This is a genomic window from Halomonas sp. HAL1, from assembly GCF_030544485.1.
GTDB lineage: Bacteria > Pseudomonadota > Gammaproteobacteria > Pseudomonadales > Halomonadaceae > Vreelandella > Vreelandella arctica.
Genome location: NZ_CP130610.1, coordinates 626,205 through 649,232, shown reverse-complemented (window position 1 = coordinate 649,232; position 23,028 = coordinate 626,205). Strand labels below are relative to the sequence as shown.

General features: G+C 56.7%; 22 protein-coding genes and 2 tRNA genes. 9 read left to right on the top strand and 15 right to left on the bottom strand.

Annotation, left to right across the window (positions count from 1 at the left end; all coding sequences use genetic code 11):
- Positions 1-407: 407 nt before the first annotated feature.
- Positions 408-1,430 (bottom strand): histone deacetylase family protein, encoded by a 1,023-nt coding sequence (locus tag Q3Y66_RS03105; RefSeq protein WP_008959730.1) that lies wholly within the window; start codon positions 1,428-1,430, stop codon positions 408-410.
- 20 nt (positions 1,431-1,450) lie between these two features.
- Entirely contained in the window at positions 1,451-2,149 is a 699-nt protein-coding gene (locus Q3Y66_RS03100) for a GntR family transcriptional regulator (protein ID WP_008959731.1), read from the bottom strand.
- A gap of 215 nt (positions 2,150-2,364) precedes the next feature.
- Here Q3Y66_RS03100 and Q3Y66_RS03095 point away from each other — a divergent pair, with 215 nt between their 5' ends.
- From Q3Y66_RS03095 to Q3Y66_RS03070, 6 genes are all read left to right on the top strand, one after another.
- Positions 2,365-3,921: an ABC transporter substrate-binding protein gene (locus Q3Y66_RS03095; protein WP_008959732.1), complete on the top strand. Its 1,557-nt coding sequence runs from the start codon at positions 2,365-2,367 to the stop codon at positions 3,919-3,921.
- A 76-nt stretch (positions 3,922-3,997) separates the two neighbouring features.
- Entirely contained in the window at positions 3,998-4,978 is a 981-nt protein-coding gene (locus Q3Y66_RS03090; RefSeq protein ID WP_008959733.1) for an ABC transporter permease, read from the top strand.
- Positions 4,975-5,808, top strand: coding sequence for an ABC transporter permease (locus tag Q3Y66_RS03085; protein WP_008959734.1), 834 nt, complete (start codon positions 4,975-4,977; stop codon positions 5,806-5,808). The genes Q3Y66_RS03090 and Q3Y66_RS03085 overlap by 4 nt, the downstream gene beginning before the upstream one ends.
- 9 nt (positions 5,809-5,817) lie before the next feature.
- Positions 5,818-7,458 (top strand): ABC transporter ATP-binding protein, encoded by a 1,641-nt coding sequence (locus Q3Y66_RS03080; RefSeq protein ID WP_008959735.1) that lies wholly within the window; start codon positions 5,818-5,820, stop codon positions 7,456-7,458.
- Between the two features lie 28 nt (positions 7,459-7,486).
- Positions 7,487-8,878, top strand: coding sequence for an FAD-binding oxidoreductase (locus Q3Y66_RS03075; RefSeq protein ID WP_008959736.1), 1,392 nt, complete (start codon positions 7,487-7,489; stop codon positions 8,876-8,878).
- Between the two features lie 38 nt (positions 8,879-8,916).
- Positions 8,917-10,026: a histidinol-phosphate transaminase gene (locus Q3Y66_RS03070; RefSeq protein WP_008959737.1), complete on the top strand. Its 1,110-nt coding sequence runs from the start codon at positions 8,917-8,919 to the stop codon at positions 10,024-10,026.
- Positions 10,027-10,219: 193 nt separating this feature from the next.
- Here Q3Y66_RS03070 and Q3Y66_RS03065 read toward each other — a convergent pair whose 3' ends face one another.
- The 9 genes from Q3Y66_RS03065 to Q3Y66_RS03025 form a co-directional block, all read right to left on the bottom strand.
- Positions 10,220-11,173, bottom strand: a complete 954-nt coding sequence (locus Q3Y66_RS03065; RefSeq protein WP_008959738.1) for a branched-chain amino acid transaminase — start codon at positions 11,171-11,173, stop codon at positions 10,220-10,222.
- Complete coding sequence (locus tag Q3Y66_RS03060; protein ID WP_008959739.1) at positions 11,170-12,276, bottom strand: class II histone deacetylase; 1,107 nt, start codon at positions 12,274-12,276, stop codon at positions 11,170-11,172. Before Q3Y66_RS03060 ends, Q3Y66_RS03065 begins: the two co-directional genes overlap by 4 nt.
- Positions 12,273-13,304, bottom strand: coding sequence for a histone deacetylase family protein (locus Q3Y66_RS03055; RefSeq protein WP_008959740.1), 1,032 nt, complete (start codon positions 13,302-13,304; stop codon positions 12,273-12,275). The genes Q3Y66_RS03060 and Q3Y66_RS03055 overlap by 4 nt, the downstream gene beginning before the upstream one ends.
- A 21-nt stretch (positions 13,305-13,325) precedes the next feature.
- Positions 13,326-14,600 (bottom strand): TRAP transporter large permease, encoded by a 1,275-nt coding sequence (locus Q3Y66_RS03050; protein WP_008959741.1) that lies wholly within the window; start codon positions 14,598-14,600, stop codon positions 13,326-13,328.
- Entirely contained in the window at positions 14,597-15,142 is a 546-nt protein-coding gene (locus tag Q3Y66_RS03045) for a TRAP transporter small permease (RefSeq protein ID WP_008959742.1), read from the bottom strand. The genes Q3Y66_RS03050 and Q3Y66_RS03045 overlap by 4 nt, the downstream gene beginning before the upstream one ends.
- A gap of 116 nt (positions 15,143-15,258) precedes the next feature.
- Positions 15,259-16,332: a TRAP transporter substrate-binding protein DctP gene (gene dctP / locus Q3Y66_RS03040; protein WP_008959743.1), complete on the bottom strand. Its 1,074-nt coding sequence runs from the start codon at positions 16,330-16,332 to the stop codon at positions 15,259-15,261.
- A gap of 114 nt (positions 16,333-16,446) precedes the next feature.
- Positions 16,447-17,388: an ornithine cyclodeaminase family protein gene (locus Q3Y66_RS03035; protein ID WP_008959744.1), complete on the bottom strand. Its 942-nt coding sequence runs from the start codon at positions 17,386-17,388 to the stop codon at positions 16,447-16,449.
- Between the two features lies 1 nt (position 17,389).
- Positions 17,390-17,746: a RidA family protein gene (locus Q3Y66_RS03030; protein ID WP_008959745.1), complete on the bottom strand. Its 357-nt coding sequence runs from the start codon at positions 17,744-17,746 to the stop codon at positions 17,390-17,392.
- A 184-nt stretch (positions 17,747-17,930) separates the two neighbouring features.
- The gene (locus Q3Y66_RS03025) at positions 17,931-18,698 is read right to left on the bottom strand and encodes an AraC family transcriptional regulator (protein WP_008959746.1); all 768 of its coding nucleotides are present in this window, start codon (positions 18,696-18,698) and stop codon (positions 17,931-17,933) included.
- 187 nt (positions 18,699-18,885) lie between these two features.
- On the opposite strand from Q3Y66_RS03025, the gene Q3Y66_RS03020 reads away from it, so the two are divergent.
- A complete protein-coding gene (locus Q3Y66_RS03020; protein WP_008959748.1) occupies positions 18,886-20,256 on the top strand; it encodes a glycosyltransferase in 1,371 nt (456 codons plus the stop codon).
- A 106-nt stretch (positions 20,257-20,362) separates the two neighbouring features.
- On the opposite strand, the gene Q3Y66_RS03015 is transcribed toward Q3Y66_RS03020, so the two are convergent.
- Positions 20,363-20,443 (bottom strand) — tRNA-Ser (locus Q3Y66_RS03015).
- A 161-nt stretch (positions 20,444-20,604) separates the two neighbouring features.
- On the opposite strand from Q3Y66_RS03015, the gene Q3Y66_RS03010 reads away from it, so the two are divergent.
- Positions 20,605-21,102 (top strand): hypothetical protein, encoded by a 498-nt coding sequence (locus tag Q3Y66_RS03010; protein WP_139041605.1) that lies wholly within the window; start codon positions 20,605-20,607, stop codon positions 21,100-21,102.
- A 4-nt stretch (positions 21,103-21,106) separates the two neighbouring features.
- Positions 21,107-21,424 carry a helix-turn-helix domain-containing protein gene (locus Q3Y66_RS03005; protein WP_008959750.1) on the top strand — a complete coding sequence of 106 codons (318 nt, stop codon included), beginning with the start codon at positions 21,107-21,109 and terminating at the stop codon, positions 21,422-21,424.
- A 20-nt stretch (positions 21,425-21,444) separates the two neighbouring features.
- Here Q3Y66_RS03005 and Q3Y66_RS03000 read toward each other — a convergent pair whose 3' ends face one another.
- The 3 genes from Q3Y66_RS03000 to Q3Y66_RS02990 form a co-directional block, all read right to left on the bottom strand.
- On the bottom strand, positions 21,445-22,119 hold the full coding sequence (locus tag Q3Y66_RS03000) for a DUF2726 domain-containing protein (RefSeq protein WP_008959751.1): 675 nt from the start codon (positions 22,117-22,119) through the stop codon (positions 21,445-21,447).
- Between the two features lie 224 nt (positions 22,120-22,343).
- Positions 22,344-22,619 (bottom strand): addiction module antidote protein, encoded by a 276-nt coding sequence (locus Q3Y66_RS02995; RefSeq protein ID WP_008959752.1) that lies wholly within the window; start codon positions 22,617-22,619, stop codon positions 22,344-22,346.
- Between the two features lie 249 nt (positions 22,620-22,868).
- A tRNA-Leu gene (locus tag Q3Y66_RS02990) sits at positions 22,869-22,955 on the bottom strand.
- Between the last annotated feature and the right edge of the window lie 73 nt (positions 22,956-23,028).

Below are 23,028 nucleotides of genomic sequence, written 5' to 3'. Positions count from 1 at the left end.
GTGCGATGTATGGTTAGTTATTATGGGCGTTATTCTATTAAGACATAGGCTAAAAGCTTGGCAGAACTGGGCTGTCTAATACAACGCAGCGGGCGCCTGAATGTCGCTCTCAACGTTTTCACTCTATCGTTTAGACCTTTTCTAGGAATGCTAAATAACCGAACACATATTTTTCGCTATATTTAAACCAATTCGTTGATTCAGGAGAATGTATATAACCTTTTGATTGTGCATTCCCTATACGACGCGGACTTTAAAAAATTGATGACCACCTAAACCAGCCTTGCGGCAGCAGGCTCACGCCCTCCCAATGGCCATATGCCGTCTTTTCAATGACTATCCGAATTGTCTTGCTGATCGCTGAAAGTGGCTATCTTGCCAGACACCTTGATGACTTGTCTTTCTCATTACCTGTTGGTTAGCAACCCCTCAAAAAAACTCACCGCATTGGCTTCCAACCCTTCCAGGTAGTAGCCGCCCTCCTGTACTACCAGCGTGGGTACGTTCAGGCCCGCTACCCGGCGGCCAAGCTCACCAAACCCCGCGGTAGAAACGGCGACCTTGGCTTGGGGGTCAAGCTCGTAGATATCGAACCCAAGCGCCAGCACGATGGCGTCAGGCTCGAACAGGCGGATGGCTTGGCAGGCTTGCTCCAGGCGGTCAAAGAATACCGCTTCATCTGAGCCATGGGGCATTGGCAGGTTGAGGTTATAGCCCAGCCCTGCGCCCTGCCCGCGCTCGTCTTCGAAGCCGGTGACCGCGGGGTAGAAGTTGGTGGTATCGCCGTGGATCGAGATATACAGCACATCGTCACGCTGATAGAAAATCTCCTGAATGCCCTGGCCGTGATGCATATCGGGGTCGAGCACGACGATGCGCGGGTAGCGCGAGGTGAGGTGCTGCGCGGCAATGGCGGCATTATTGAGAAAGCAGAAGCCACCGGCGGAATCGATGCCCGCGTGGTGGCCCGGCGGGCGGGATAACGCATAGGCAAACCGATCGCCAGCTAACAGAGCCTCAGCCCCGGCGACCGCACTTTGCGCTGACCAATAAGCAGACTGCCAAGTGTGCTGGCCCACCGGGGCGCTACCGTCAGCCAAGTAGCGCCCGGCTTCCGCCAATATGCCGCGCAAGGCGTTGGGCGAACGCACGAAGATGTTGGAGATCACTTCTTCTCCCCAGTCTTCGTCAAGCGTGTGCCAGCGCCGGTGGGCACTTTCCAGAAAGCGCAAATAGGCCAGCGAATGCACGGCTCTTAATGGCGCCACGCCCTGATCCGCAGGTGCTTGAATATCAAACCCTAGCTGCTTGGCGGCGGCCAGCAGGTGCGTGGCGCGCTCCGGCACTTCCTGGGGCGTGCGCATCTTCCCGCGGGAGAAGTAGGTTTGCGGCTGATGAAGCAATTGATCATCGTGAAAGAACGTCTTCATCGGCACTCTATTCATCAGAACTATCCTTCATCAGAACTATCTCCGGTTTCGCCCACCCCCTTCACCACGAACTTACGAGCAACGCCGATATGGTAGTCAATCGCCTCACGGCATGCGGCCGGGCTGCCGCTATCCAGCGCGTCGAGCAGCTTAAAGTGGCTGGTGGCGATGGTGTCGGGGGCTTCATGGGTTTTGGTAATCAGGGTGATGCAGAGACGCAGTTCATGGGTCAGGTCGTCAAAGGCGCGCAACAGTCGCTCGTTGCCGGCGTAGTGCAGCATCAGGCGGTGAAACTGCAGATCCTCTTCAATACGACGGGTGCCATCGTTACCGGCTGCGGCCTCGCAAAGCACCTCAACCTGCTGCTTGAGCGCGCGCTGAGCTTCAGGCGTATAGCGCTCCGTTAAGCGCTGAATCGCATGACGCTCAAGGCATAGCCGCAAATCAAACACATCTTCGAGTTCAACGGCATTCAACGCGCGTACAAAGAAGCCCCGGCGAGGTTTTGATATTAATAAACCACGGCTTTCCAACAAACGAGCGGCCTCACGCACCGGTGCGCGGCTAACGCCCAAGTCACGGGAAAGCTGTACTTCCGAAAGCCGTTCGCCGGGTAAAAAGTGTTGCTGAATAATCGCTTGGGTCAAATAGTCAGCCACCTGCTCGACAAGGTTCTGCTGCTGAATAAAGGGCCTGGGAGCCGCCGTTGATAAGGCCATAAAGTTCACTCGTGGGGTATGACGCGTTTCCTTAAGTATGACGAAAAAAAGCTGCCTGTCGACGAACGATTGCCGACTGTCGACAGTTTTACCAAGTGCTGCTATGGTCAAAACAGGTCCCCAATAAACATCACAATCGGGCCTGACACGTCACGCCTCGCTCGCCTAACGACTACGTAAACCTATTACGTGCTAATAACCGAGGAGCAGGAAACATGAAAAAACCTTTAGCTTTGGCTATTTCCGCTGCAGCACTCGCTTTTACCTCCGCCGCCCTAGCCAATGACCCTAAAGAGGGCGGTGTGGTTAACACCATTATCCAGCCGGAGCCGCCTGGCCTGGTGCTGGGCATGGTTCAGAACGCGCCCACCCGTACCGTCTCGGGCAATATCTACGAAGGCCTGCTGCGCTACTCCACCGACCTTGAACCCATGCCACAACTGGCGGAGTCGTGGGAGGTCAGCGACGATGGCCGTACCTACACTTTCCACCTGCGTGAAGGCGTTACCTGGCACGACGGCGAAGCCTTTACCGCTGATGATGTGGTGTTCTCCGCCGATGTCTTCCACCGCGAGCTGAACCCCAGTGCCCGCGCCGTGCTCCAGCATGTAGAGAGCATCGAAGCCACCGATGACCACACCGTCGTATTTACCCTGACCCAACCCTTCGGTCCGTTCCTGATCTCCTTTGAGGCGGGTACCTTTACCATGGTGCCTGAGCACCTCTATGCAGGTACCGACTTCCGCAATAACGAGCACAACGACCACCCCATCGGCACCGGCCCGTTTAAGTTCTCCAACTGGGAGCGCGGCACGGTGATCGAACTGGTCAAGAACGAAGAGTATTACGAAGAGGGCTTGCCCTACCTGGATGGCGTGAACTGGCACATCATTCCTGACGGCGCTTCCCGTGCGGTGGCGTTCGAGAACGAGACCATTGACGTGCTGCCCAGCGGTACCGTCGAGAACTTCGATATTCCCCGCCTGGCCGAGATGGATAACGTCTGCATGACCGAAGAGGGCCACGAGTACTTCAGTCCCTTCGCCATGCTGTGGATGAACAACCGCGAAGGCCCCACCGCTGATAAGCGCTTCCGCCAGGCGGTGATGTACGCCATGGATCGCGAGTTCGCCAAAGATGTTCTGTGGAACGGCCTGGGCAATGTGCCGCTCTCCGCCTTTGGTTCCAATGCACGCTTCCAGAATGATGACCTGGAACCCTACGACTACAATCCTGACCGCGCCCGTGAGCTGCTGGATGAAATGGGCTACGACGGTGAAGAGATCACGATCCTGCCGCTGCCCTACGGCGAAACCTGGACCCGTTGGGCCGAAGCCGTGCAGCAGAACCTGCGCGAAGTAGGCATTAACGTTGAAACCCAAGCCACCGATGTGGGCGGCTGGAACCAGCGCCTGGGCGATTGGGATTACGACCTGGCCTTTACCTATCTCTACCAGTATGGCGACCCGGCACTGGGCATTTCACGCACCTACCTTTCCGACAATATTGCCAAGGGCTCGCCCTGGAATAACGTGGAAGGCTACGAAAACGAGCGTGTCGACGAGCTGTTCAATGAGGCTGCCACGGCTTTTCCCGACGAAGAACGCGAAGCGCTTTACAGTGAAGTTCAGGAAATCCTGCACGAAGATGTGCCCGTTGGCTGGCTGATGGAACTGGGCTTCCCGACCCTGTACCGCTGTGATGTGCAGAACCTGGTTACTTCCGGCGTAGGTGTTAACGACGGCTTTAAAGATGCTTGGCTAGATCGCTAAACCCAGGCTACCCAGGTAGCGAGAGCTACCTGGGTTTTTTAGCTATGTCTTGAAGGTATTAGCCAGGAAACGACTTATGGTTTACGCGCGCCTCATTCTGATGCGGCTGTTTAAAGCCGTGATTGTGCTGTTTTTAATCGTTATTTTTAACTTCTTGCTGATTCAGCTGGCCCCCGGTGACCCGGCCGCGATTCTGGCTGGCGAAGCGGGTGCCGCCGACCAGGAGTTTCTCAACCAACTGCGCGAGCGGTTTGGGCTCGATCAGCCGATGTACGTGCAGCTGTGGCGCTACGTGTCGGGTATCGCCATGCTCGATTTCGGCTACTCCTACCGATTGGGCGTCCCGGTATTTGATCTGATTATGGATCGTTTACCCGCCACCCTACTGCTCACCGGCACCGCTTTTGTGCTTTCGCTGGTATTGGGCATCGTGGCGGGTTCCATGGCCGCGTCACGGGTTAAGAAGCCTTCCGGCTCGATCATCATGGCGCTAGCGCTGGTGTTCTACGCCACGCCGCTGTTCTGGGTTGCACTGATGTCGGTGGTGGTGTTTTCCGTCTACCTTGGCTGGCTGCCCGCCTATGGGCTTTACACCGTGGGGGCAGGCCATACAGGGTTTGCGCTGGTGCTCGATGTCGCCAAGCACCTAGTGCTCCCGGCGACCACCTTAGCGCTGTTTTTTATGGCGATTTATACCCGCATGACGCGCACCTCAATGCTCGATGCCGCTCAACAGGATTACGTCAAAACCGCCCGCGCCAAAGGTTTGAAGCCCAGCATTATTCAGCGCCGTCATGTGCTGCGTAACGCCCTGCTGCCGATCATCACGTTAGCAGGCCTGCAGGCGGGGCAGATGGTCGGCGGGGCGATCCTGACCGAAACCGTGTTTGCCTGGCCCGGCATCGGGCGGCTGATGTTCGAAGCGTTGCAACAGCGCGACTACAACCTGCTGCTGGGTATTTTCTTCTTCTCGGCGGCCTTGGTCATTGTTTTCAATATCATCACCGATTTGGTGTACAGCCTGGCTGATCCACGCATCAAGAAGGGGGCCTCATGAGCTTTTTCGCACGCTTCGCGCAAAACCGTGGCGCCCTCGTCGGGCTGATCATCCTGCTGCTGATTATCGCCATGGCCATACTGGCGCCGCTGCTATTTCCTGAATCGCCCTGGCGGATGGTGCAGCGGCCCTTTTTGCCGCCGCTCTCGCAAGACGGCTTTCCCCTGGGCACCGACACCATGGGCCGCAATGTGGCATCAGGCTTAATGCACGGCGCCTGGGTATCGCTGTTGATTGGGCTGGTATCCACCAGTGTGGCGCTGCTGATTGGCGTTCCCTTGGGGGCCATTGCAGGCTACTACGGCGGCATTATTGATGACGTACTGATGCGCTTTACCGAGTTCTTCCAGACCATCCCCAACTTCGCGCTGGCAATTGTATTGGTGGCGATTATGCAGCCCAGCATCACCTCGATTGTGCTGGCGATTGCGATTGTCAGTTGGCCACCGGTAGCCCGTTTAGTGCGCGCCGAGTTTATGTCGCTGCGCAACCGGGAATACGTGGAAGCGGCGCGCTTGGTCGGCCAGTCCAACACCACGATCATTCTGCGTCAGATTCTGCCCAATACGCTGTCGCCGATTATCGTGCTGGCATCACTCATGGTCGCCACCGCGATTTTGCTGGAGTCAGCGCTGTCGTTTCTCGGCTTGGGCGATCCTAACGTGATGTCCTGGGGCTATATGATCGGCGCGGCGCGCACAGTGATTCGCCAAGCGTGGTGGCTGAGCTTCTTCCCAGGGGTGGCGATTCTGCTCACCGTACTGGCGTTAAATCTGGTGGGTGAAGGGTTAGACGACGCTTTGAACCCCAAACTATCACGCGAGCGCTAAGGACTTTATATGCCTATTACAGAGAATCAATCGGCTGACACCGTCCTCAGCATTCGCGATCTGAACATTGCGCTCCCAAAAGGGGCGGATCGCGCCCTGGCGGTGGAGGACGTCAGTTACGACGTGAAGCGCGGGGAGATCATGTGCGTGGTGGGCGAGTCCGGTTCCGGCAAATCGATGGCCGCCAACGCCGTGATGGGGCTGCTGCCCAAAGGCGTGAACGCCACCCATGGCGAGATACTCTTTGAAGGGCAGGATTTACTTGCCCTGACGGAAAAGCAGCACCGCGCCCTGCGCGGGCTAAAAATTGGCATGATCTTCCAGGAGCCGATGACCGCCCTTAACCCACTGATGCGGGTAGGCGCGCAAATTGCCGAGGTGTTTGAGGCCCACGGCCAGTTCAACCCCAAAGAGCGTCAAGCCCGCGCGCTGGAGCTGTTGATCGAAGTGGGCATTCCACAGCCGGAGAAAGCCATTCGCGCCTACCCGTTCGAGCTTTCCGGCGGCCAGCGCCAGCGGGTGATGATTGCCATGGCACTCGCACTGGAGCCCATTCTACTGATTGCCGACGAGCCCACCACGGCGCTGGATGTCACCACGCAAGCGCAGATTCTGGAGCTGATTCGCGACCTTCAGCAGCGGCGCGGCATGTCGGTGATGTTTATCACCCACGACTTTGGCGTGGTGGCCGAAATTGCCAATCGAGTTTGCGTCATGCGTCACGGCAAGATCGTCGAGCTGGGTGACGCCAAGTCGGTGCTTGAGAATCCTCAAGACGCCTATACCCAAGCGCTGATTGCCGCGATTCCCAGCAATGCGGTGCCGCCCCACCGTGAAACCAGCCAAGTCGCCCCGCTGCTGGAGATCAAGCAGCTCAATAAGGTCTTTCGCTCCCGAGGCGGGTTCCTTAAACCTTCTCGCGAAGTGCGCGCCCTTGAGGATGTGTCGCTCACCTTGGCGCGGGGTGAAACGGTGGGAATTGTAGGTGAGTCTGGTTCGGGAAAATCCACGCTTGGGCGCTGTGTGGTGCGTTTGGAGCACCCCGATAGCGGCGAGTTGCTGCTCGATGGGGTGAACCTTTCCCAGCTCAAAGGCGATGCGCTGCGCCGGGAACGCCACCGGGTGCAGATGATATTCCAAGACCCCTACGCCTCGCTCAACCCACGCACCAAAGTGGGAATGGCGATTGCTCAGGGGCCCATTGCCAACGGCACGCCCAAAGCTGCAGCGCTCAAGCAGGCGGGCGAGCTGCTCGACATGGTGGGCTTGGGCGCCAGCGCCGTGGAGCGCTTTCCCCACGAGTTTTCCGGCGGCCAGCGTCAGCGCATCGGCATTGCCCGAGCACTAGCGCTCAACCCCGAGCTGATCGTGGCGGATGAGGCCGTCTCGGCGCTGGATGTGTCGATTCAAGCCCAGGTCTTAGAGCTGCTGGAGGAGCTGAAACAGCGGCTCTCCCTGTCGCTGCTATTTATCACCCACGACCTGCGCGTTGCCGCGCAGATTTGCGACCGCATCGTGGTGATGCAACACGGCCGCATCGTCGAGCAAGGCAGCGCCGAGCAGATTTTCCTCGCCCCACGTGAGGCGTATACCCAGGATCTGCTAAGGGCGATTCCCGGCCGCGAAGCCCCCGTGGCGGCCACTGTGTAAATTATTTAATGGTAAAAAAGGATACCCAATGCAGATAACCCTGGAGGCGCTGCGCGCCATTGTTGGCCCGGCCCATGTATTGACCGGCGATGATGTGCACAGCCGACGCGTGGATTGGATGACCGGCGCCCCCTGCCAGGCCGGGGCGATTGTTCGCCCGGCGGATACCGAGCAACTTTCCACAGTGATGCGCGCCTGCTATGAATTGCAGCAGCCGGTGGTGACCCACGGCGGATTAACCGGGTTGGTTCACGGTGCAGAGGCTAGCCCGGATGAGCTGGTGATTTCCCTGGAACGTATGAGCGCGATTGAAGCGATCGACCAAGTGGGCGGCACCCTCACCGTGCAGGCGGGGGCACCGCTGCAGCGGGTTCAAGAAGCCGCGAAAGAGGTCGGTCTGCAGTTCCCGCTGGATCTGGGCGCTCGGGGTAGCTGCACCATTGGCGGCAATATCGCCACTAACGCCGGTGGCGTTCGGGTGATTCGCTACGGCATGATGCGCCAGCAGGTGTTGGGGTTAGAAGCGGTCATGGCCGATGGCCGGGTGGTCAGCTCCATGAATCACATGCTGAAAAACAACGCCGGTTTCGATTTGAAGCAGCTGTTCATCGGTAGCGAAGGCACCCTGGGGATTGTGACCCGCGCAGTGCTGCGCCTGCAGCCACCGACCCCCAGCGAACAAACGGCAATGGTGGCCTGCCCCTCATTTGAGGCGCTCACAGGGCTACTCAGCCATATGGGCAAAGCGCTCGGCGGCGGCCTCGGTGCTTTTGAGGTGATGTGGCAAAACCACTACCGTCTGCTCACTGAAACCCTGGACCGCCACACCCCGCCGATTGCCACCGAGTACCCGTTTTATGTGATCATTGACTCCCTGGGCAGCGACGCCGAGCGCAACGCCAACCAGTTCAGCGAGGCGTTAGAAAGCGCGTTAGAGAACGAGCTGATCGTCGATGCGGTGATTGCGCAGTCGACTACCCAGCGCGATGGGCTATGGGCCATTCGTGAAGATATTGAGGGGCTGATCAAGGGGCTCGCACCAGTGCTCACTTTCGATGTCAGCCTGCCGATTACCGATATGCAGCGCTACACCGATGCCTTGGAAGCGCAGCTAACCCAGCGCTGGCCCGAGGCGCGCCTGGTAGTGTTTGGCCATCTGGGCGATGGCAATCTGCATATTTCCGTTAGTGCGGGGAGTGCCGAGCTGTCGGTTCGACGCGAGGTGGAAGCCATGGTCTATCAGCCGCTGGCAGCACTTGGCGGCTCGGTCTCCGCCGAGCACGGCATTGGCCTGGAGAAGCGGCCCTGGCTGAGTACCTGCCGCTCCAGCGCCGAGATCGAGCTGATGCATACCCTCAAGCAAGCGCTAGACCCGCTCAATCTATTGAATCGCGGTAAAGTACTTCTAGAAACGTTTTAAGTTGCTCATCAACACTGTTTACTATTTTAGGACTTTCTATGCCCCGTTATCCCGAGCACTTAACTGGCGAAGGCCCGCATAACCCCTTCCCCGGTATCAAAGTATTAGAACGCCGCATCGGAAAGGAAATCCCCCACCGGCTGGGCTCTAACGAAGGCCTGGATATGCCCCACCGCGCCCTGCGCGAACACTTTGGCGATGCCCTGGCCGAACACGTTTACTGCTACGGCGATGCCGAAGCGCTGGGCGTGCGCCAGCGCTTGAGCGCACAGCAAGGTATTCCGCTGGAAACGATGCTAGTGGATGCCGGTGCTGACAGCTTGATTGCCCTGGCCCTGCGCACCACCTGCGAACCTGGCGACACCGTGGTGAGCACCGCAGGCACCTACCCCACCTTGGGCTATTTCGCCAAAGGCCAGGGTTGCCGCTTGATTGAGCCCAGCTATTTTGAGGCACCCGGCGTGTTGGCTCCCGATCTGGAAGCCCTTATCGCAGCGGCACATCAGGAAAACGCGCGGCTGGTGTACCTGGCCAACCCGGACAACCCCAGTGGCCATTTGCACAGCGACAGCGCCATCCTCAAACTGCGCGAGGCGCTGCCCGACACCTGCTGGCTATTGTTAGACGAAGCCTATGGGGATTTTCGTGATGACGCGGGCAGCGAGTTTGCTGCCAAAGCAATACCTGGGGTGATTCGACTGCGCACGCTTTCCAAGGCTCATGGCCTGGCGGGCCTGCGCATTGGCTACGCCATCGCCGACCCTGAGGTGCTGGCGATGATGATGAAGGTGCGTATTCACTACGCGGTGTCGTCGCTGACCCTGGCCGCCGCCGAAGTGGTGCTTGATCACCCTGACGAGGTTCACCAACACGTCGCCGATGTAAAAGCCCGCCGTGAGCAGTTGGCTGAGCACTTTCGCGCACTTGGTGCCGACGTGCTCCCCAGCGCCACCAACTTTATCGGCATTCGCCTGCCCAGCGCCGACCTCGCCACTGAGGTTCACCAGCAACTGCTAGACAAAGGCGTATTAGTTGCTCGCTTGGCGCATCCAGAGCTTGCCAATGTGATACGTATTACGGCGGTACAAGCAGCGCTGGAGCCGGGGAGATTGGCGGCTCTCGAACAGGCTATTAAAGAGCACGCCTGATTAAATTAGTAAATTTGATAAAGGATGTATGCATGCAGATAGCTGTAAGCATCGAGGGCAGGTTTCCGCGAGGGCGCTGTGAACCCATCCCTGGGCGCTACTTTTTCCATCCCTGGAAAAAGACCCTCGCTTCAACCTGCCCTCGCAGCGGGTGACAGGGGTTGCATAGTTCTTACTTCCAACCCCAATAGTCCTAAGGCGTTAACCAATGCCTGAAATCATCCAGCTCGCCGCGCACCGCCTGGCGATATAAGCCCTGCAGCTGAGCCGTCACACTGTCTTGGCTGATGGGTTCGTTGGTGGGTGGTGCGCCAGCGCGACCCCCAATGCGGCGGCCATCCAGCTCGCGCAGCGGGAGTATTTCGGCGGCGGTGCCAGTTAAAAATGCCTCATCGGCGGTGTAGAGCTCATCACGGGTAATCCGCCGCTCACGCACTTCAATACCCAGCACCTTTTGCGCCAGCTGAATAACGCTATCCCGGGTGATGCCTTGCAAACACGACGTTACTTCCGGGGTGTGCAGCACGCCATCGCGCAGCAAGAAGACATTCGCCGCCGATGCCTCGGCTACATAGCCTTCCGGGTCGAGCATAATGGTTTCATCGAACCCAGCCTTGATTGCGGTATTCAGCGCCAGTATCGAGTTAACGTAGTGGCCGTTGGTTTTCGCACGACATAGGCTGATATTGACGTGGTGACGCGCCCAGGAAGAGGTCAGCGCGCGCAAACCGTGTGTGGCGGCCTGGGGTGAAATATAGGGGCCTAGATCCCAGGCGGCGACCATTACGTGAGTGGTTAGCCCCTGGGCGCGTAGTCCTAAACCTTCTGCACCAAAAAACACGGTAGGTTTCAGGTAGGCATTGCTCAGGCCGTTTTTGGTCAGGCACTCGCGCTGGGCATTGATAAGTTCCGCTTCACTAAACGGCAGCGGCATATCCAGCGAATGAGCGCTTTCTGCTAAGCGGCGGGTATGTTCAGCAGCACGAAATAGATGCGTGCCCGAAGGGCCAGCGTAAGCGCGTACACCCTCAAAACAGCCCATGCCATAGTGCAACGTATGGGTGAATACGTGCACCTTGGCTTCGCGCCACTCCAGCCATTCACCATCGTGCCAAATCCAGCCATCGCGGTCATAAAGCGGTGTCATTGTTTGCGTTGCTCCCACTGTTGGCACCAGTCGTCGATTAACAACTGCTGGTGCGGTTGCTGGGCCTGATAGCCCCAGGCGGCAATTTCATCGTTTTGCGGGTCAGGCACGGCAATCTGGCTACCTGCCAGCGTCTGGATCACTGCGTGGCCGCAGAGCGGCACATAGCCTTCCGAATAGCCGCCTTCGTGAATAAATACCAGCTTGCCTTCACAGCAACGCTCGGCCAGCGCTTTAAGCTGGGCGGTCATGGTGGCGAACGCTTGGCTATTGAGCAACATCTTGCCTAATGGGTCTTTGGCGCAGGCGTCATAACCGCAGGCCACCACGATCAGGTCAGGTTTGAACCCCTCAAGCGCGGGCAGCACCAATTTTTCCATAGCATAGGCGTAGGCACCCAGGCCGCAGCCCGGCGGCAGCGGCAGGTTGAGATTGGCACCCAGGCCTGCGCCTTCACCCTGCTCGTCAAAGCCACCTGTTTCCAGCGGGTAGTTGGCCGCTTGATGCATCGAAACGGTAAAAACCTCAGGCTCGGTATAAAACGCAGCCTGCTGACCGTTACCGTGGTGAACATCCCAATCGAGTATCGCCACGCGGTTAACCTGCCCCAAGGCCCGGGCGCGCATTACCGCCACGGGAATATTGCCCAGCAGGCAGAACCCACGGCCTTGATCGGCTTCGGCATGATGCCCGGGCGGGCGGCATAGAGCGTAGGCGTTGCTCAGCTCGCCCAGTGCCACGGCTTCAACGGCGGCAATGGCCAGCCCTGCGGACTGCGTGGCCGCTGCCCAACTGCCAGGCATGTAAGGAGCGCAGTCGCCGCCGTTGCCACCCCGCGTTTTATCCCCTGCCTGAAGTTCATCCAGATATCGCGGGGTGTGAAAACGCAGCAAGTCAGTAAGCTGTGCGGCGGGAGGTTTAACCACGTTCAGCTCGTCAATCAGGCCGCTGACTTCGAGTATATTCTTCAGCCGCCGTTTGCTCTCCGGGCTTTCCGAGGCGGATTGAGGCTGTAAAAACTCACCGGGCGCGGAAAATACCCCTATCGCGCCCTGGTCGTGCCAAAAGCAACGTTCGTGCCAGTAAAAACCGGTTCTGCTCATGCTGTAAAACCTTGCATAAAGGCAGTCAGGTTGGCGCTTAGATGCTCGGTGGGGTAGCCCCCTTCCTGCACAATCACCATGGGTAGCGAGAGTGCCGCTAAGCGTTTTCCTACTTCGATAAACGCCTCGGTTTCCACCGTAAGCCCCGCGAGCGGGTCATCTTTATGGGCGTCTAACCCGAGCGCCACCACCACGGCATCGGGCTCGTAGCGCTGCAGGTGATCAATTAACACTGCCAGGGAGTCCAGATAGACATCCCCGTCGCTGCCTACCGGCAAGGGTAGATTAACGTTAGCACCTACGCCCTCCTCGCAGCCCTCTTCATCAGCGCCACCCCAAAAAAACGGGTAGAAGTCGCTGGGGTCGGCATGCAGCGAGCCCGTCCAGACATCGCTGCGGTGATAGAAAATATCCTGGGTGCCGTTGCCGTGGTGCAGATCCACATCGATGATCGCCACCTTGGCAAAGCGTTCACGAAGCACGGTGGCGGCCAGCGCTGAATTGTTCAGCAGGCAAAAGCCCCCGGCGCGCTCCGGCCCGGCATGGTGGCCCGGCGGGCGGCACAGCGCGTAGGCCGTTGGCGCGCCATTAAGCACCTCTTCTGCCGCGGCTTCGGCACTAGCGGCTGAGGCCAGCGCGCCTTGAAAGCTGGTGGCACTTAGCGGGCAGGCCATATCGTGCAAATGCCAGCCCGCCTGCCCAATCGGGTGACGCGGGTAGTGGTGACCACCGCCGCAAGGGTGAATATTGGGTGCAACAAATTCCGCCGCGTTGGGCAGCGCCTGCCAGCGAGCGTAAATGGTGTCCAAAAACGTAAGGTAGCGCGGTGTATGGATCTGTTCCAGACGCTTGCGCAGCGTAGGCGAATCGGCCTCGGCAGGTGTGGTCAGGGTCAGCCCTGCCGTTGCTAGCCCCTGGGTAAGCAGCTCGGCGCGCACCGGGCCTTCCGGCGAGGGCACGGGCTGACCGCGCAGCAGGAAGGTCGGCGGCGCATGCAACGCTTGGTCAGGGTGATAAAAACACTTCATGGGTTGCAGTCCTTAGCTAAATTACAGCAGTGACGGAATCCAGGTGGAGAGTGCTGGGAACGCCGCCAGGAGCACTATCACTACTAAAAACGACACGTAAAACGGCAGCGAGGCCACGATCGCCCGTTCGTACGGCACCTCGGCTATTCGCGCGGCAGTCATCAGCGTCATCCCCACTGGCGGTGTCACGTTGGAGATATTGAGCACCACGATCATCAGGATCGCGAAGTGGAGCGGGTCAAAGCCCAGCTGGATCATCGCAGGCACCAGCACCGGCGCAATGACCACCAGGGCAGGCAGCACGTCCATCACGGTGCCAATCACCAAGAGTAGCAGACACACCAGCATCAATTGCACAAAGGCCACATCGCTAAAAGTGGTGATCATGCTGGCTGCATCCCTCGCGATGCCCGAGCGGGTAACGAACCAGCCCAGTACCGCCGAGGTTGCCAGCAGAAAAAACACTACCCCGGAGAAGCGCACCGTGGTCACCAGCGAATCCCAAATTTTCCGCCAGGTAAGATTACGGTAGAAGACCACGCCAATCACAATGGCGTAAACCGCTGCAAAGCCCGAGGCTTCGGTAATCGTGGTGAGCCCCGAGAGAATCCCCCCGAGGATAATCAGCGGCACCACCATGGCAGGCAGCGCGACTAACAGCGCGATGATGGCCGCCTTAAAGGGTGTGGGTGCCTGTTTCGGGTAGTTGCGCTTCCAGGCCAGGAAGAAACTGACGCCCAGTAGCGCCAGCGCCATCAACAGGCCAGGAATAATGCCACCGGCAAACAGGTCAATCACCGAAATATCCCGCAGCAGTGTGGCGTACACCACCATCACCACGCTGGGGGGAATAATCGGCCCGATGATGGAAGAACAGGCGGTAACCGCAGCGGCGTATTCGGCATCGTAGCCCTGTTTTTTCATCTCGGGGATCATAATTTTGCCGATGGCCACGGTATCAGTGACCGCCGCGCCGGTGAGACCCGCAAAGAACACCGAGACCGAGATATTCACGTGAGAGAGTGACCCGCGCACCCGGCCGAACAGCGCATTGTTGAACGCGATCAGCTTGTGGGTCAGCCCGCCCTGGTTCATCAGTTCCGCGGTGAAAATAAAGTAGGGAACGGCAATCAGCAGAAAGCCGGAGACGCCGGAGAACATGCGGTCGGCAATAATACCGAGCATGCGCTCGCCGCCCATCGCAAAGCCGCCCGCGAGCCCCGACATGGCCATCACCACCGCTACCGGCGCACCGATAAACAGCAGCACGACAAACGCAATAATGGCAGGAGTCATGAGCGGTGCTCCCCGTCAGTAGTGTCGATGAGTTCGCCAATCACGTCCTGCTCATCGATGAAGTGCTCCAGCAGGGCAAAGCCGTGCACCAAGTGCAGCAGCATAATCACCCCGCTAATGGGAATGACAATGGCGGTGAACTTGCTGGGAATACGGATTTGATCGGAGACCATGTAAACCTGAGTGGCGCTGATAAAGTAGTCCCAGCCATACCAGGTCAGCATCAGTGCAAACAGGCCGATCACCGCCAGGCAGAGCCCGGCCGCCACCTGTACCATCACGCGGGGCAAGCTGCGAACCAGCAGGGTCATGGCGACGTGTTCGCCGTAGCGCAGCGAAATCGTCATGGAAAGAAAGCCGATCCAGGGCAGAAACAGCCGCGCCAGCGAGTAGGTCCAACTCAGCGTGCTACCGGTGATCAGCTTGTAGAGAAAGGCAGTGAACGAGATGCCTAGCATCGCCAGGATACAGCCCACACACACCACGATGGCCACCTGATTGACGAGATCACTCACGCGGCGCAAAGGAGTTAAAACACTCATGGTTTTTCCTCACGCTGGGGCCACACATCGCCCCAGCGTATATCGTTCGCTAACCGTTATTGGCCTGGTTCTTTTTATCCCTAGCCTTATTGGCCCTGCATTTATTGACTCTGAATTTATTGACCATAAATGCGGTAGTCGTCGTCTGCCAACTGCTGGCCGACACGCTCGACTTCACCCAGCAGCCCCTGCACGCGGGCTTCGTCCATGCCGAAGTCATCGACGATCCACGCCTGCCAGGCGGGACGAGCAATTTCCGCCATCCGCTCGCGTTCGGCGTCGGGCATTAGGTAGCACTCCTCGAAGCGCTCGCAGGACTCGACCCAACTGGCGGTCGCTAACGCGCCAGACATACCGTGGCTCAGCTGAATCGCCTCCCGCGCAGAACTAATCACGGCCTGCTGATGCTCTTCGGGTAGCGACTGGTACCACGACTCGCTGACGACCCAGGGCGCACTGTTATACACATGCCCTGTGAGCGTGGTGTAGTCGGTCACTGCATCAAAGTTAAAGGTGGTGTTAAGTACCGGCGCATTGAACTGACCATCGGCCAGGCCGGTTTCCAGCGCGGTGATCAGCTCGCCCCAGGGCAGTGGCGTAGCAGAAGCGCCTAGCGAGCGCATAATCGCCACGTGGGCAGGGTTCTCTTCGGTACGGATATTAAGGCCTTCTAAATCTTCAACGGTCTCGATCAAGCGCACGTTATTAGTGAAAGCGACAAAACCACCGCCATCGTCGAAGGTGCCCAAATAGCGCATATCGGCATCTTCGACGGTGCCGGACATAAAGTCGGCGAACCATTCGCTGTCAAAGAAGCTCCACGCCTGGCGCCAGTTGGTAAACAGGAAAGGCGCCGTAACGACTTGGTAGTCTTCGTAGAAGGATGACATCGCCCCGGCGGACATAATGGTCGACTGTAGCGTTCGCCCGCCCTGCACTTCCGAGCCGTTTTCCACTTCAGAGCCCAGCTGGCCGCCACCAAAGATGGTGACCTCTAGATCTCCATCGGTGCGCGCCTCTACCAAATTTTTGAAATGCACCAGCGCCGGATAGATTTCGTTATTACTCATATCCTCGGGCAACTGCGTGGCGATCACCATTTCATAGGATTGCGCTTGAGCATTAGCGCTGGCAATGGCTAGCGGAAGTGCCGCCAAGGCGGCGAAAAGTGCAGATTTTTTAGCGTTCATAACACACCTCGTTTTGATTATTGGTCGGTCTTCGTTATGACTGGCGTGGCCACCTGATCGGTGACGATGTCGTTGTTACTGTTGTTATTATTAAAGCCATGTCTGCTGAAAAAATTATGGCTGTTCGGGGAGTGACTCCCACACTTCAATAGCAGCGGCCAAGTCTTCAAGCGAGGCGCCCACCGATTTGAATAGCGTGATGGCCTCTGGCCCAGAGCGCCCCGATTTAGCCCCGCTTAGCACCTCGGCAAGCTCCGCTTGGATCTGGTCGAACTGGAATTCGCCCTCTTCAATGGCTTGCAGAACATCGCCCGCTTCGCCTTTGGCACCGGCGTAGGTGTCCACAAACACCTCTGAGCGTCGCAAACACAGCGCATCGGTTTCGCGCATCTGTGGCCGAAACGCGCCGATCAAATCCAGATGGGTACCGGGCGTCAGCCACTCGCCCTTGATCAGCGGCTGGGTAGAGAGCGTCACACAACTGACGATATCCGCTTCAGCCACCGCATCCGCCAACTCTTCCACTACGTGGGTTTCAAAGCGTTCGGCATACTCGTCGGCGATGGCTGCTGCTTTACTGGGATTACGGCCCCAGATCAGCACACGTTTGATAGGGCGCACGCTGGCGTGAGCCTCAATCACCATGGGCGCCAACTTACCGGTGCCCACCACTAGCAGCGTTTCTGCGTTTTCAATCGCCAAGGCTTGGGCGGCCAGCGCGGAGGCCGCCGCCGTACGACGCCGAGTTAACTCGCTGCCATCGATACAGGCCAGCGGCTGGCCATGTTTGCCCTCGCTGAGCAAATAAAGACCAGAGATGGCCGGGATACCGTGGTCGGCGTTTTGCGGAAACACGTTGACCATTTTCACGCCGATATAGCCCGCCGCTTCCCAGGCGGGCATTAGCAGCATGGTGGCTTCGCCATCGGGCCGGTGCATCGCGTGGTGATGGCGGGGAGGTGACTCCACGCCGTTCACGAACGTTGTGTGTAGCCGCTTGATCAAGCCATCCCACGTCAGGTGGCGAGTGACCTCTTCGGCAGTAACAACCCGCATATCAGGCCTCCGGCAGCGCGGCTACCACCATGATCTCAACTTTCCACTCGGGCTTGGCGAGCTGGGCTTCAAGCGCGGCACGCACCGGCGGGCGACCGGGCACGACCCAGGCATCCCAAGCCGCGTTCATTTGATCGAATTCCGCCATGCTGGTGACCCAGATTTGCGCCGATATCAAATGCTCTTTCGAGGTGCCCGCTTGGGCTAGCAGTTGATCAATACGCGCCAGCACTTGCTCAGTTTGGCCACGCATATCCGCGGTGGCATCAGGGGGAACCTGGCCTGCTAGATAAACGGTGCCGTTGTGAATCGCCACTTGGCTCATACGTGCATTGCTGTCTTGATAGGTAACGCCCATGGTGTTGCTCCTTGAAAGCGGTGCTGCTGATATAAAGGGTGTTGATATAAGGGATTAGTCAAAGACTAAAGCGCTAGCAGGCAAATTACTTGCCCGAAGCTGAGGTAGATTTGCCCGCAAGTCATGCAGGCAGGAAAATTTTATCACTAACGGTTCGGCGAGGGGCTAGCGGCCAGATGAGGACCTAACGATCTGAAGATGGGGAAAGCTCGAAATAACGCCGATAGGCGCGGGAAAAACTGCCTTGATCGCGAAAGCCGACCAGCATGGCGATATGCCCTAAGCTGAGCGTGCTATGGCGAACCAAGGTACGGGCATGCTCTAAGCGCCTGCGCTGCACGTAGGCCAGCGGCGTAACGCCGGTCAGCTCACGAAAGCAGCTGTGAAAGTGTCCTGGGCTCAAGGCACATAAAGCAGCTAGCTGCTCGACACGGATCTCATCGGCAAGATGCTGATCCAACCAAGCATCCAGGCGGGCAAGATCGAGTCGTTCGCTGATGCAGTGCTGACCCAATTGCCCGACCTCTGAGGGAGAGGCATCTTGCAGGTACATGGTCAGCGCCCGTAAAAGCAGAATCGCGATTTCATTCTGCAGCCCAGGGCACTGTTCAAGCTGATTGGCCAGGGCGTGGGTCAGTTGGTTTAACGCGGGCGGCACGCTGAAAAAGCGCGGCTTATCAAACAGGCGTTCAATCTCGCTGCCCTTTTCAAGCGACGCCAAATGCGCAACGGGAATATCCAACACCAGAGTGCGGTTACTGCCATCACCCTGGTACTCGTGATGGCGCGAGGAAGGAATCAGACAGCCACGGCGAGCGGTAACCCGCTCCCCCTGGCCTTCCATCGAAAGCTCCGTGACGCCACAAGTGGCCAGAATAAGCTGATGGAAATCGTGGGTATGGGCCACCTGCTCCTGGGCTAAGTTGCGGCTATGCAGCTCAAAAAGGGCCATGGTCGATTACCGTCTTTCGTTGAGTGCTATTGAAGCACTATAAAACGGCTAGGCAACAAAAAGCGAGGGAACCGCCCATTGTGCGCAAACGCTCTGCTCCATGGGCGCAAGCTGGGTACTGGCTGTCATCCGCCAGTCATGGACTCGGGTTAGCGTGGCAATAAGCTGCCAAAAGAGTCCAAACAACATGCCACAGCGCCGACGCCCCTATCTCAGCTCTCCTCTCAGTGACCCAGAACTCGCGGCCCTAACTCAATTAGCCAACGGTAATGCCCTGCATCTACAACGTGAAGCTGACCGCAAGGCGCGGCTAGCATCGACTTTAACGCTGTTTCACCCAGCAGCGTCAACGACCAACATGCCGCAGAGCGGTATGAAAGTATTGATGATTTCGGATGTTTACTTCCCCCGTGTCAATGGCGTTTCCACCTCCATTGCCAGTTTTCACGGTGCCCTTGAGCGTTTGGGCCACTCGGTCACGCTGATCTGCCCCGACTACCCGGTGGGCCAAGTGGACGAACCGGGCGTGCTGCGTATTCCTACCCGCCGCGTGCCCGGCGATCCTGAAGACCGCATGATGCGCTACCGTGATCTGCTAGCCCTGGCACCTTCGCTGGCAGGTGAAGCCTTTGATCTCATTCATGTCCATACACCGTTTACCGCCCACTATGCCGGTGTAGCGCTTGGGCGTCGACTCGGGCTTCCGGTGATAGCGACCTACCACACCCTCTTTGAGGAGTATGTTCACCACTATATCCGCTGGCTTCCACGACGCTGGCTACGACTTGCCGCGCGTCGGCTTTCAGTGCACCAGTGCCAGCAGCTCGACGCCTTGGTCGCTCCTTCACGGGCCATGCAGGAAACCCTTACCCGCTACGGAGTGACCACGCCCTCTACGGTCATTCCCACCGGTTTGTCGCTGGAGTCGTTCTGCCACCCCCAGGGGGCCCAGGATGATAGCGACTTTCGTGCTCATTACGATCTGCCTACAGATGCGCGCCTGCTGCTCTATGTCGGCCGCGCCGCCTTTGAGAAGAACATCGATTTTCTGATCGATATGCTGCCCAAGGTATTAGCCGAACACCCCACCGCCCGGCTAATCATTACCGGCGAAGGCCCGGCCCATGACTCGCTTGTCCGGCGCGCCCAGGAAGTTGGCGTGGCAGAATCGGTGCTGTTCCTTGGCTATCTCGACCGCCACGGCCCGCTGCAAGCCGCCTACCGCGCCGCCGACGTTTTTGTATTTGCATCCCGCACGGAAACCCAGGGGCTGGTACTGCTTGAAGCGATGGCACTCGGCACACCGGTGGTTTCCACCGCCATGATGGGCACGCTAGACGTACTGAAAGAAGGAGAAGGCTGCCTGATCGCCGAGGATACCCATGACGACTTCGCCGCAAAAGTTAACCGCCTGCTACGCGATAACGCCCTCTGCCAACAACTTGCCAAACGAGCTCAAGCTTACGCTGCTAGTTGGCACGAGGATGCAAAGAGCGCAGAGCTCGTGAGTCTTTATCGCCAGATTGCGGCTGAGAGTTTGGCTCGTGGGAGCAAGTAAAAGCCAGAACCTACGTGGACACTTTGTGGACACATGCAGGCATTTAGGAGAGAGAAAACATAAAAGACGGGCACAAAAAAAGGCACCTAAGTGCTTTTTTTAAAGATGGTGCCGGTAGCCAGACTCGAACTGGCACACCCGTAAAGGCGGCGGATTTTGAAGCCTTAGCGCACCGGCTCACACTGGCACACTGGCACACTGGCACACTGGATTGATTTTAAAGGTTTTTAACCTCGTAAAATGCTCGTTTTGGCTCGCTAGAGCAAAGTTTTGTTGTCTCAATGTGGACACTTTAGGGCAATATTTTGTTAGGATCAGAAGACTATTTTAAGTTAGGCGTTTAGAGCGATGAAAAAAGCCGCTTTGCTTGCTCTCCTGGTGCTCTCCCCGCTCACTGCCAGCGCTGATGTCCACAAGTGCATCATTAGTGGCCATACCACCTTTCAAGATTTTCCATGCTCGCAAGGTGCTGCACCACGTTCTAATACCGGCACGTTATCAACCCTGCCGATCCCTGCCCCGGCTACCCGCCCTATTGCTTCGCGTGTTTATCAGCCTGCGCAGCAATTCCAACGCCCTAGCTACAACAGCCGCAATAACACCTATCAATCGAGCACTGAACGTCGAAATGCTGAGGTGAGTGCAGCAGCAAGGGGGATCGTGCTTCCTGGTATGACTGAAAGCCAGGCCATTCGTATTCTCGGTCAGCCTTCGAGGAGATCCACACGCACTTTTGGTGGCAACCTATGCCGTTATCTCTATTGGGATGGAAGTCGCCCTTTTCAGGACGGTCATCATTCGGTGAGGATCTGCAATGGTGAGGTGTCGAGTTATTCAGGGAATTAACTATATGATCAATGAAGAAAGCACCGGCAACGTCTACGACGATATCCACAGCAATGATGCCGATGAAATGCTGATCAAAGCACAGCTTGCTACCAAGATCGGTGAGGTCATCAAGCAGCGCCGTTTAACGCATGTCAAAGTTTCCGAGTTGACTGGCCTGTCTCAGCCTAAAGTGTCTGCCCTTCTTAAAGGCCAGTTTCGGGGCATCAGCGAATTCAAGATGCTTGAGTCTCTCGCTCGCCTGGGTCGTGATGTACGCATTGTGGTGGGGCCAGCTCGCCCACGCTCTAAACCTGGGCATGTACAGCTTGAGGTATCTTAAACAGCCATTATCTTTTCATATCAAGAGATAACCTCTACTCTCTTACTTTCATGATTTAACTTCATTCTCTTTAAAACAACACCAGCATCTTTACATACTGCATTTAAAATACGGTCTCTTTTCACTCTATCGGCTCTCTCATGGCTTGCGTCATCAAGCTCAAGCGCACAAAATATACTAAAACTACTTTTATCACACATGACATAATCAAAGTGCCATTGTGATATTTGCCAAAAGAGAGACTTATACTCTTTTGTCCACGTCTGATATTTAGTGATATTTGGCTGAACTATATCCACAACCCTTACTTGGCAAAAGATGTAATACTTATCCCCATAGGCTTTTTCTAGAATTTTATACACGCCTTGTTCTGATGCGCTCATCATTTTTGCTTTAGCTACGTATGCACCGCCATCCATTATTAATTTTTCAGAATAATTTTTATCCTTTTTCTCATAACTCTCTTTAAGTTTTTCAATTCGTTTATCTTCCACTTCCTCTTTTACGTCCCTTACAACGCCATCACGCCTATAATTCATTGCGTTTACGTATTGTTTACGCGCTTTATTTTTTCTCTTTTTAGCTACTATTCTTTTGCTTAACAAGCCTTGCAATATTGCTGTACATAACGCGACTATAATTACAAAAACAACAGTTTTAATAAAAAAATCTTCAACGCCTATAAGTGGATTCATTCCATCATTCCCTTCTTTTATTTATTAAGTCGTCGTTTTAAATACTAATCATCCACAACGCTTTATTTCCTTCTGTTCTTATCCACAATGCCTTCCCCCTGAATACCATCTATCCACAATCCGTTGTCCTAGCTAGTACCCGTCCCTGTTTGTTTAATTTCGCGGCGCTTCCTCTCTATCTCATGGCTTCTAAGTGGTTCGCTCACGAAGCCTGCCGGGTTAAGTCATAAGCCAGTGGCTTTGATGACGGCAGTCATAGTACGCAAGGTAGGGTTACCCTTAGGCGATAATGCACGATAAAGGCTTTCTCTTGATAGCTTGGCACGTTCAGCAACGACTGCCATTCCACCTTGGGCCTTCACCACATGGCGGAGCGCCATAAGAAGGGTCGTTTCGCCGCCTTCCTCATCCAACTCATCAAAAGCGGTGCGTAAATAATCGATAGCCATATCAGGGTCTTCTCGAAGCATTGTAATCACAGCATCATCATGGCTTTTCATTTTTTCACCCTCACGATGCGAGAATGGGCTAAAGCATTAGCCAGCCTGCCTCGCATAAATACATCTAAGCAAAAATAGTAGCCTAGAAGCTACAGTGCTGCAGTTAGAACTAAGCATAGCTAGTCAACGCTATGCAGTAAGCCTCGAAAACCGAGGTGGACAAAAAGTGGACAGTTTCAGACATTCAGGAGAGGAAAACTCAAATGACAGGCACAAAAAAAGGCGCCTAAGCGCCTGATTTTTAATGTTTGGTGCCGGTAGCCAGACTCGAACTGGCACACCCGTAAAGGCGGCGGATTTTGAATCCGCTGCGTCTACCAATTCCGCCATACCGGCAATGCGTGCGTAGTATACGTAAATTTCGAGGTAGGTCAATCACATTGACTGACTTTATGCAGCCAAAGCGCTA

What these genes read in the sequence shown, in the direction of transcription:
- Q3Y66_RS03105 (WP_008959730.1), bottom strand. Translation starts at nt 1,430, where the DNA reads ATGAAGACGTTCTTTCACGATGATCAATTGCTTCATCAGCCGCAAACC.
- Q3Y66_RS03100 (WP_008959731.1), bottom strand. Translation starts at nt 2,149, where the DNA reads ATGGCCTTATCAACGGCGGCTCCCAGGCCCTTTATTCAGCAGCAGAAC.
- Q3Y66_RS03095 (WP_008959732.1), top strand. Translation starts at nt 2,365, where the DNA reads ATGAAAAAACCTTTAGCTTTGGCTATTTCCGCTGCAGCACTCGCTTTT.
- Q3Y66_RS03090 (WP_008959733.1), top strand. Translation starts at nt 3,998, where the DNA reads ATGGTTTACGCGCGCCTCATTCTGATGCGGCTGTTTAAAGCCGTGATT.
- Q3Y66_RS03085 (WP_008959734.1), top strand. Translation starts at nt 4,975, where the DNA reads ATGAGCTTTTTCGCACGCTTCGCGCAAAACCGTGGCGCCCTCGTCGGG.
- Q3Y66_RS03080 (WP_008959735.1), top strand. Translation starts at nt 5,818, where the DNA reads ATGCCTATTACAGAGAATCAATCGGCTGACACCGTCCTCAGCATTCGC.
- Q3Y66_RS03075 (WP_008959736.1), top strand. Translation starts at nt 7,487, where the DNA reads ATGCAGATAACCCTGGAGGCGCTGCGCGCCATTGTTGGCCCGGCCCAT.
- Q3Y66_RS03070 (WP_008959737.1), top strand. Translation starts at nt 8,917, where the DNA reads ATGCCCCGTTATCCCGAGCACTTAACTGGCGAAGGCCCGCATAACCCC.
- Q3Y66_RS03065 (WP_008959738.1), bottom strand. Translation starts at nt 11,173, where the DNA reads ATGACACCGCTTTATGACCGCGATGGCTGGATTTGGCACGATGGTGAA.
- Q3Y66_RS03060 (WP_008959739.1), bottom strand. Translation starts at nt 12,276, where the DNA reads ATGAGCAGAACCGGTTTTTACTGGCACGAACGTTGCTTTTGGCACGAC.
- Q3Y66_RS03055 (WP_008959740.1), bottom strand. Translation starts at nt 13,304, where the DNA reads ATGAAGTGTTTTTATCACCCTGACCAAGCGTTGCATGCGCCGCCGACC.
- Q3Y66_RS03050 (WP_008959741.1), bottom strand. Translation starts at nt 14,600, where the DNA reads ATGACTCCTGCCATTATTGCGTTTGTCGTGCTGCTGTTTATCGGTGCG.
- Q3Y66_RS03045 (WP_008959742.1), bottom strand. Translation starts at nt 15,142, where the DNA reads ATGAGTGTTTTAACTCCTTTGCGCCGCGTGAGTGATCTCGTCAATCAG.
- dctP (WP_008959743.1), bottom strand. Translation starts at nt 16,332, where the DNA reads ATGAACGCTAAAAAATCTGCACTTTTCGCCGCCTTGGCGGCACTTCCG.
- Q3Y66_RS03035 (WP_008959744.1), bottom strand. Translation starts at nt 17,388, where the DNA reads ATGCGGGTTGTTACTGCCGAAGAGGTCACTCGCCACCTGACGTGGGAT.
- Q3Y66_RS03030 (WP_008959745.1), bottom strand. Translation starts at nt 17,746, where the DNA reads ATGGGCGTTACCTATCAAGACAGCAATGCACGTATGAGCCAAGTGGCG.
- Q3Y66_RS03025 (WP_008959746.1), bottom strand. Translation starts at nt 18,698, where the DNA reads ATGGCCCTTTTTGAGCTGCATAGCCGCAACTTAGCCCAGGAGCAGGTG.
- Q3Y66_RS03020 (WP_008959748.1), top strand. Translation starts at nt 18,886, where the DNA reads ATGCCACAGCGCCGACGCCCCTATCTCAGCTCTCCTCTCAGTGACCCA.
- Q3Y66_RS03010 (WP_139041605.1), top strand. Translation starts at nt 20,605, where the DNA reads ATGAAAAAAGCCGCTTTGCTTGCTCTCCTGGTGCTCTCCCCGCTCACT.
- Q3Y66_RS03005 (WP_008959750.1), top strand. Translation starts at nt 21,107, where the DNA reads ATGATCAATGAAGAAAGCACCGGCAACGTCTACGACGATATCCACAGC.
- Q3Y66_RS03000 (WP_008959751.1), bottom strand. Translation starts at nt 22,119, where the DNA reads ATGAATCCACTTATAGGCGTTGAAGATTTTTTTATTAAAACTGTTGTT.
- Q3Y66_RS02995 (WP_008959752.1), bottom strand. Translation starts at nt 22,619, where the DNA reads ATGAAAAGCCATGATGATGCTGTGATTACAATGCTTCGAGAAGACCCT.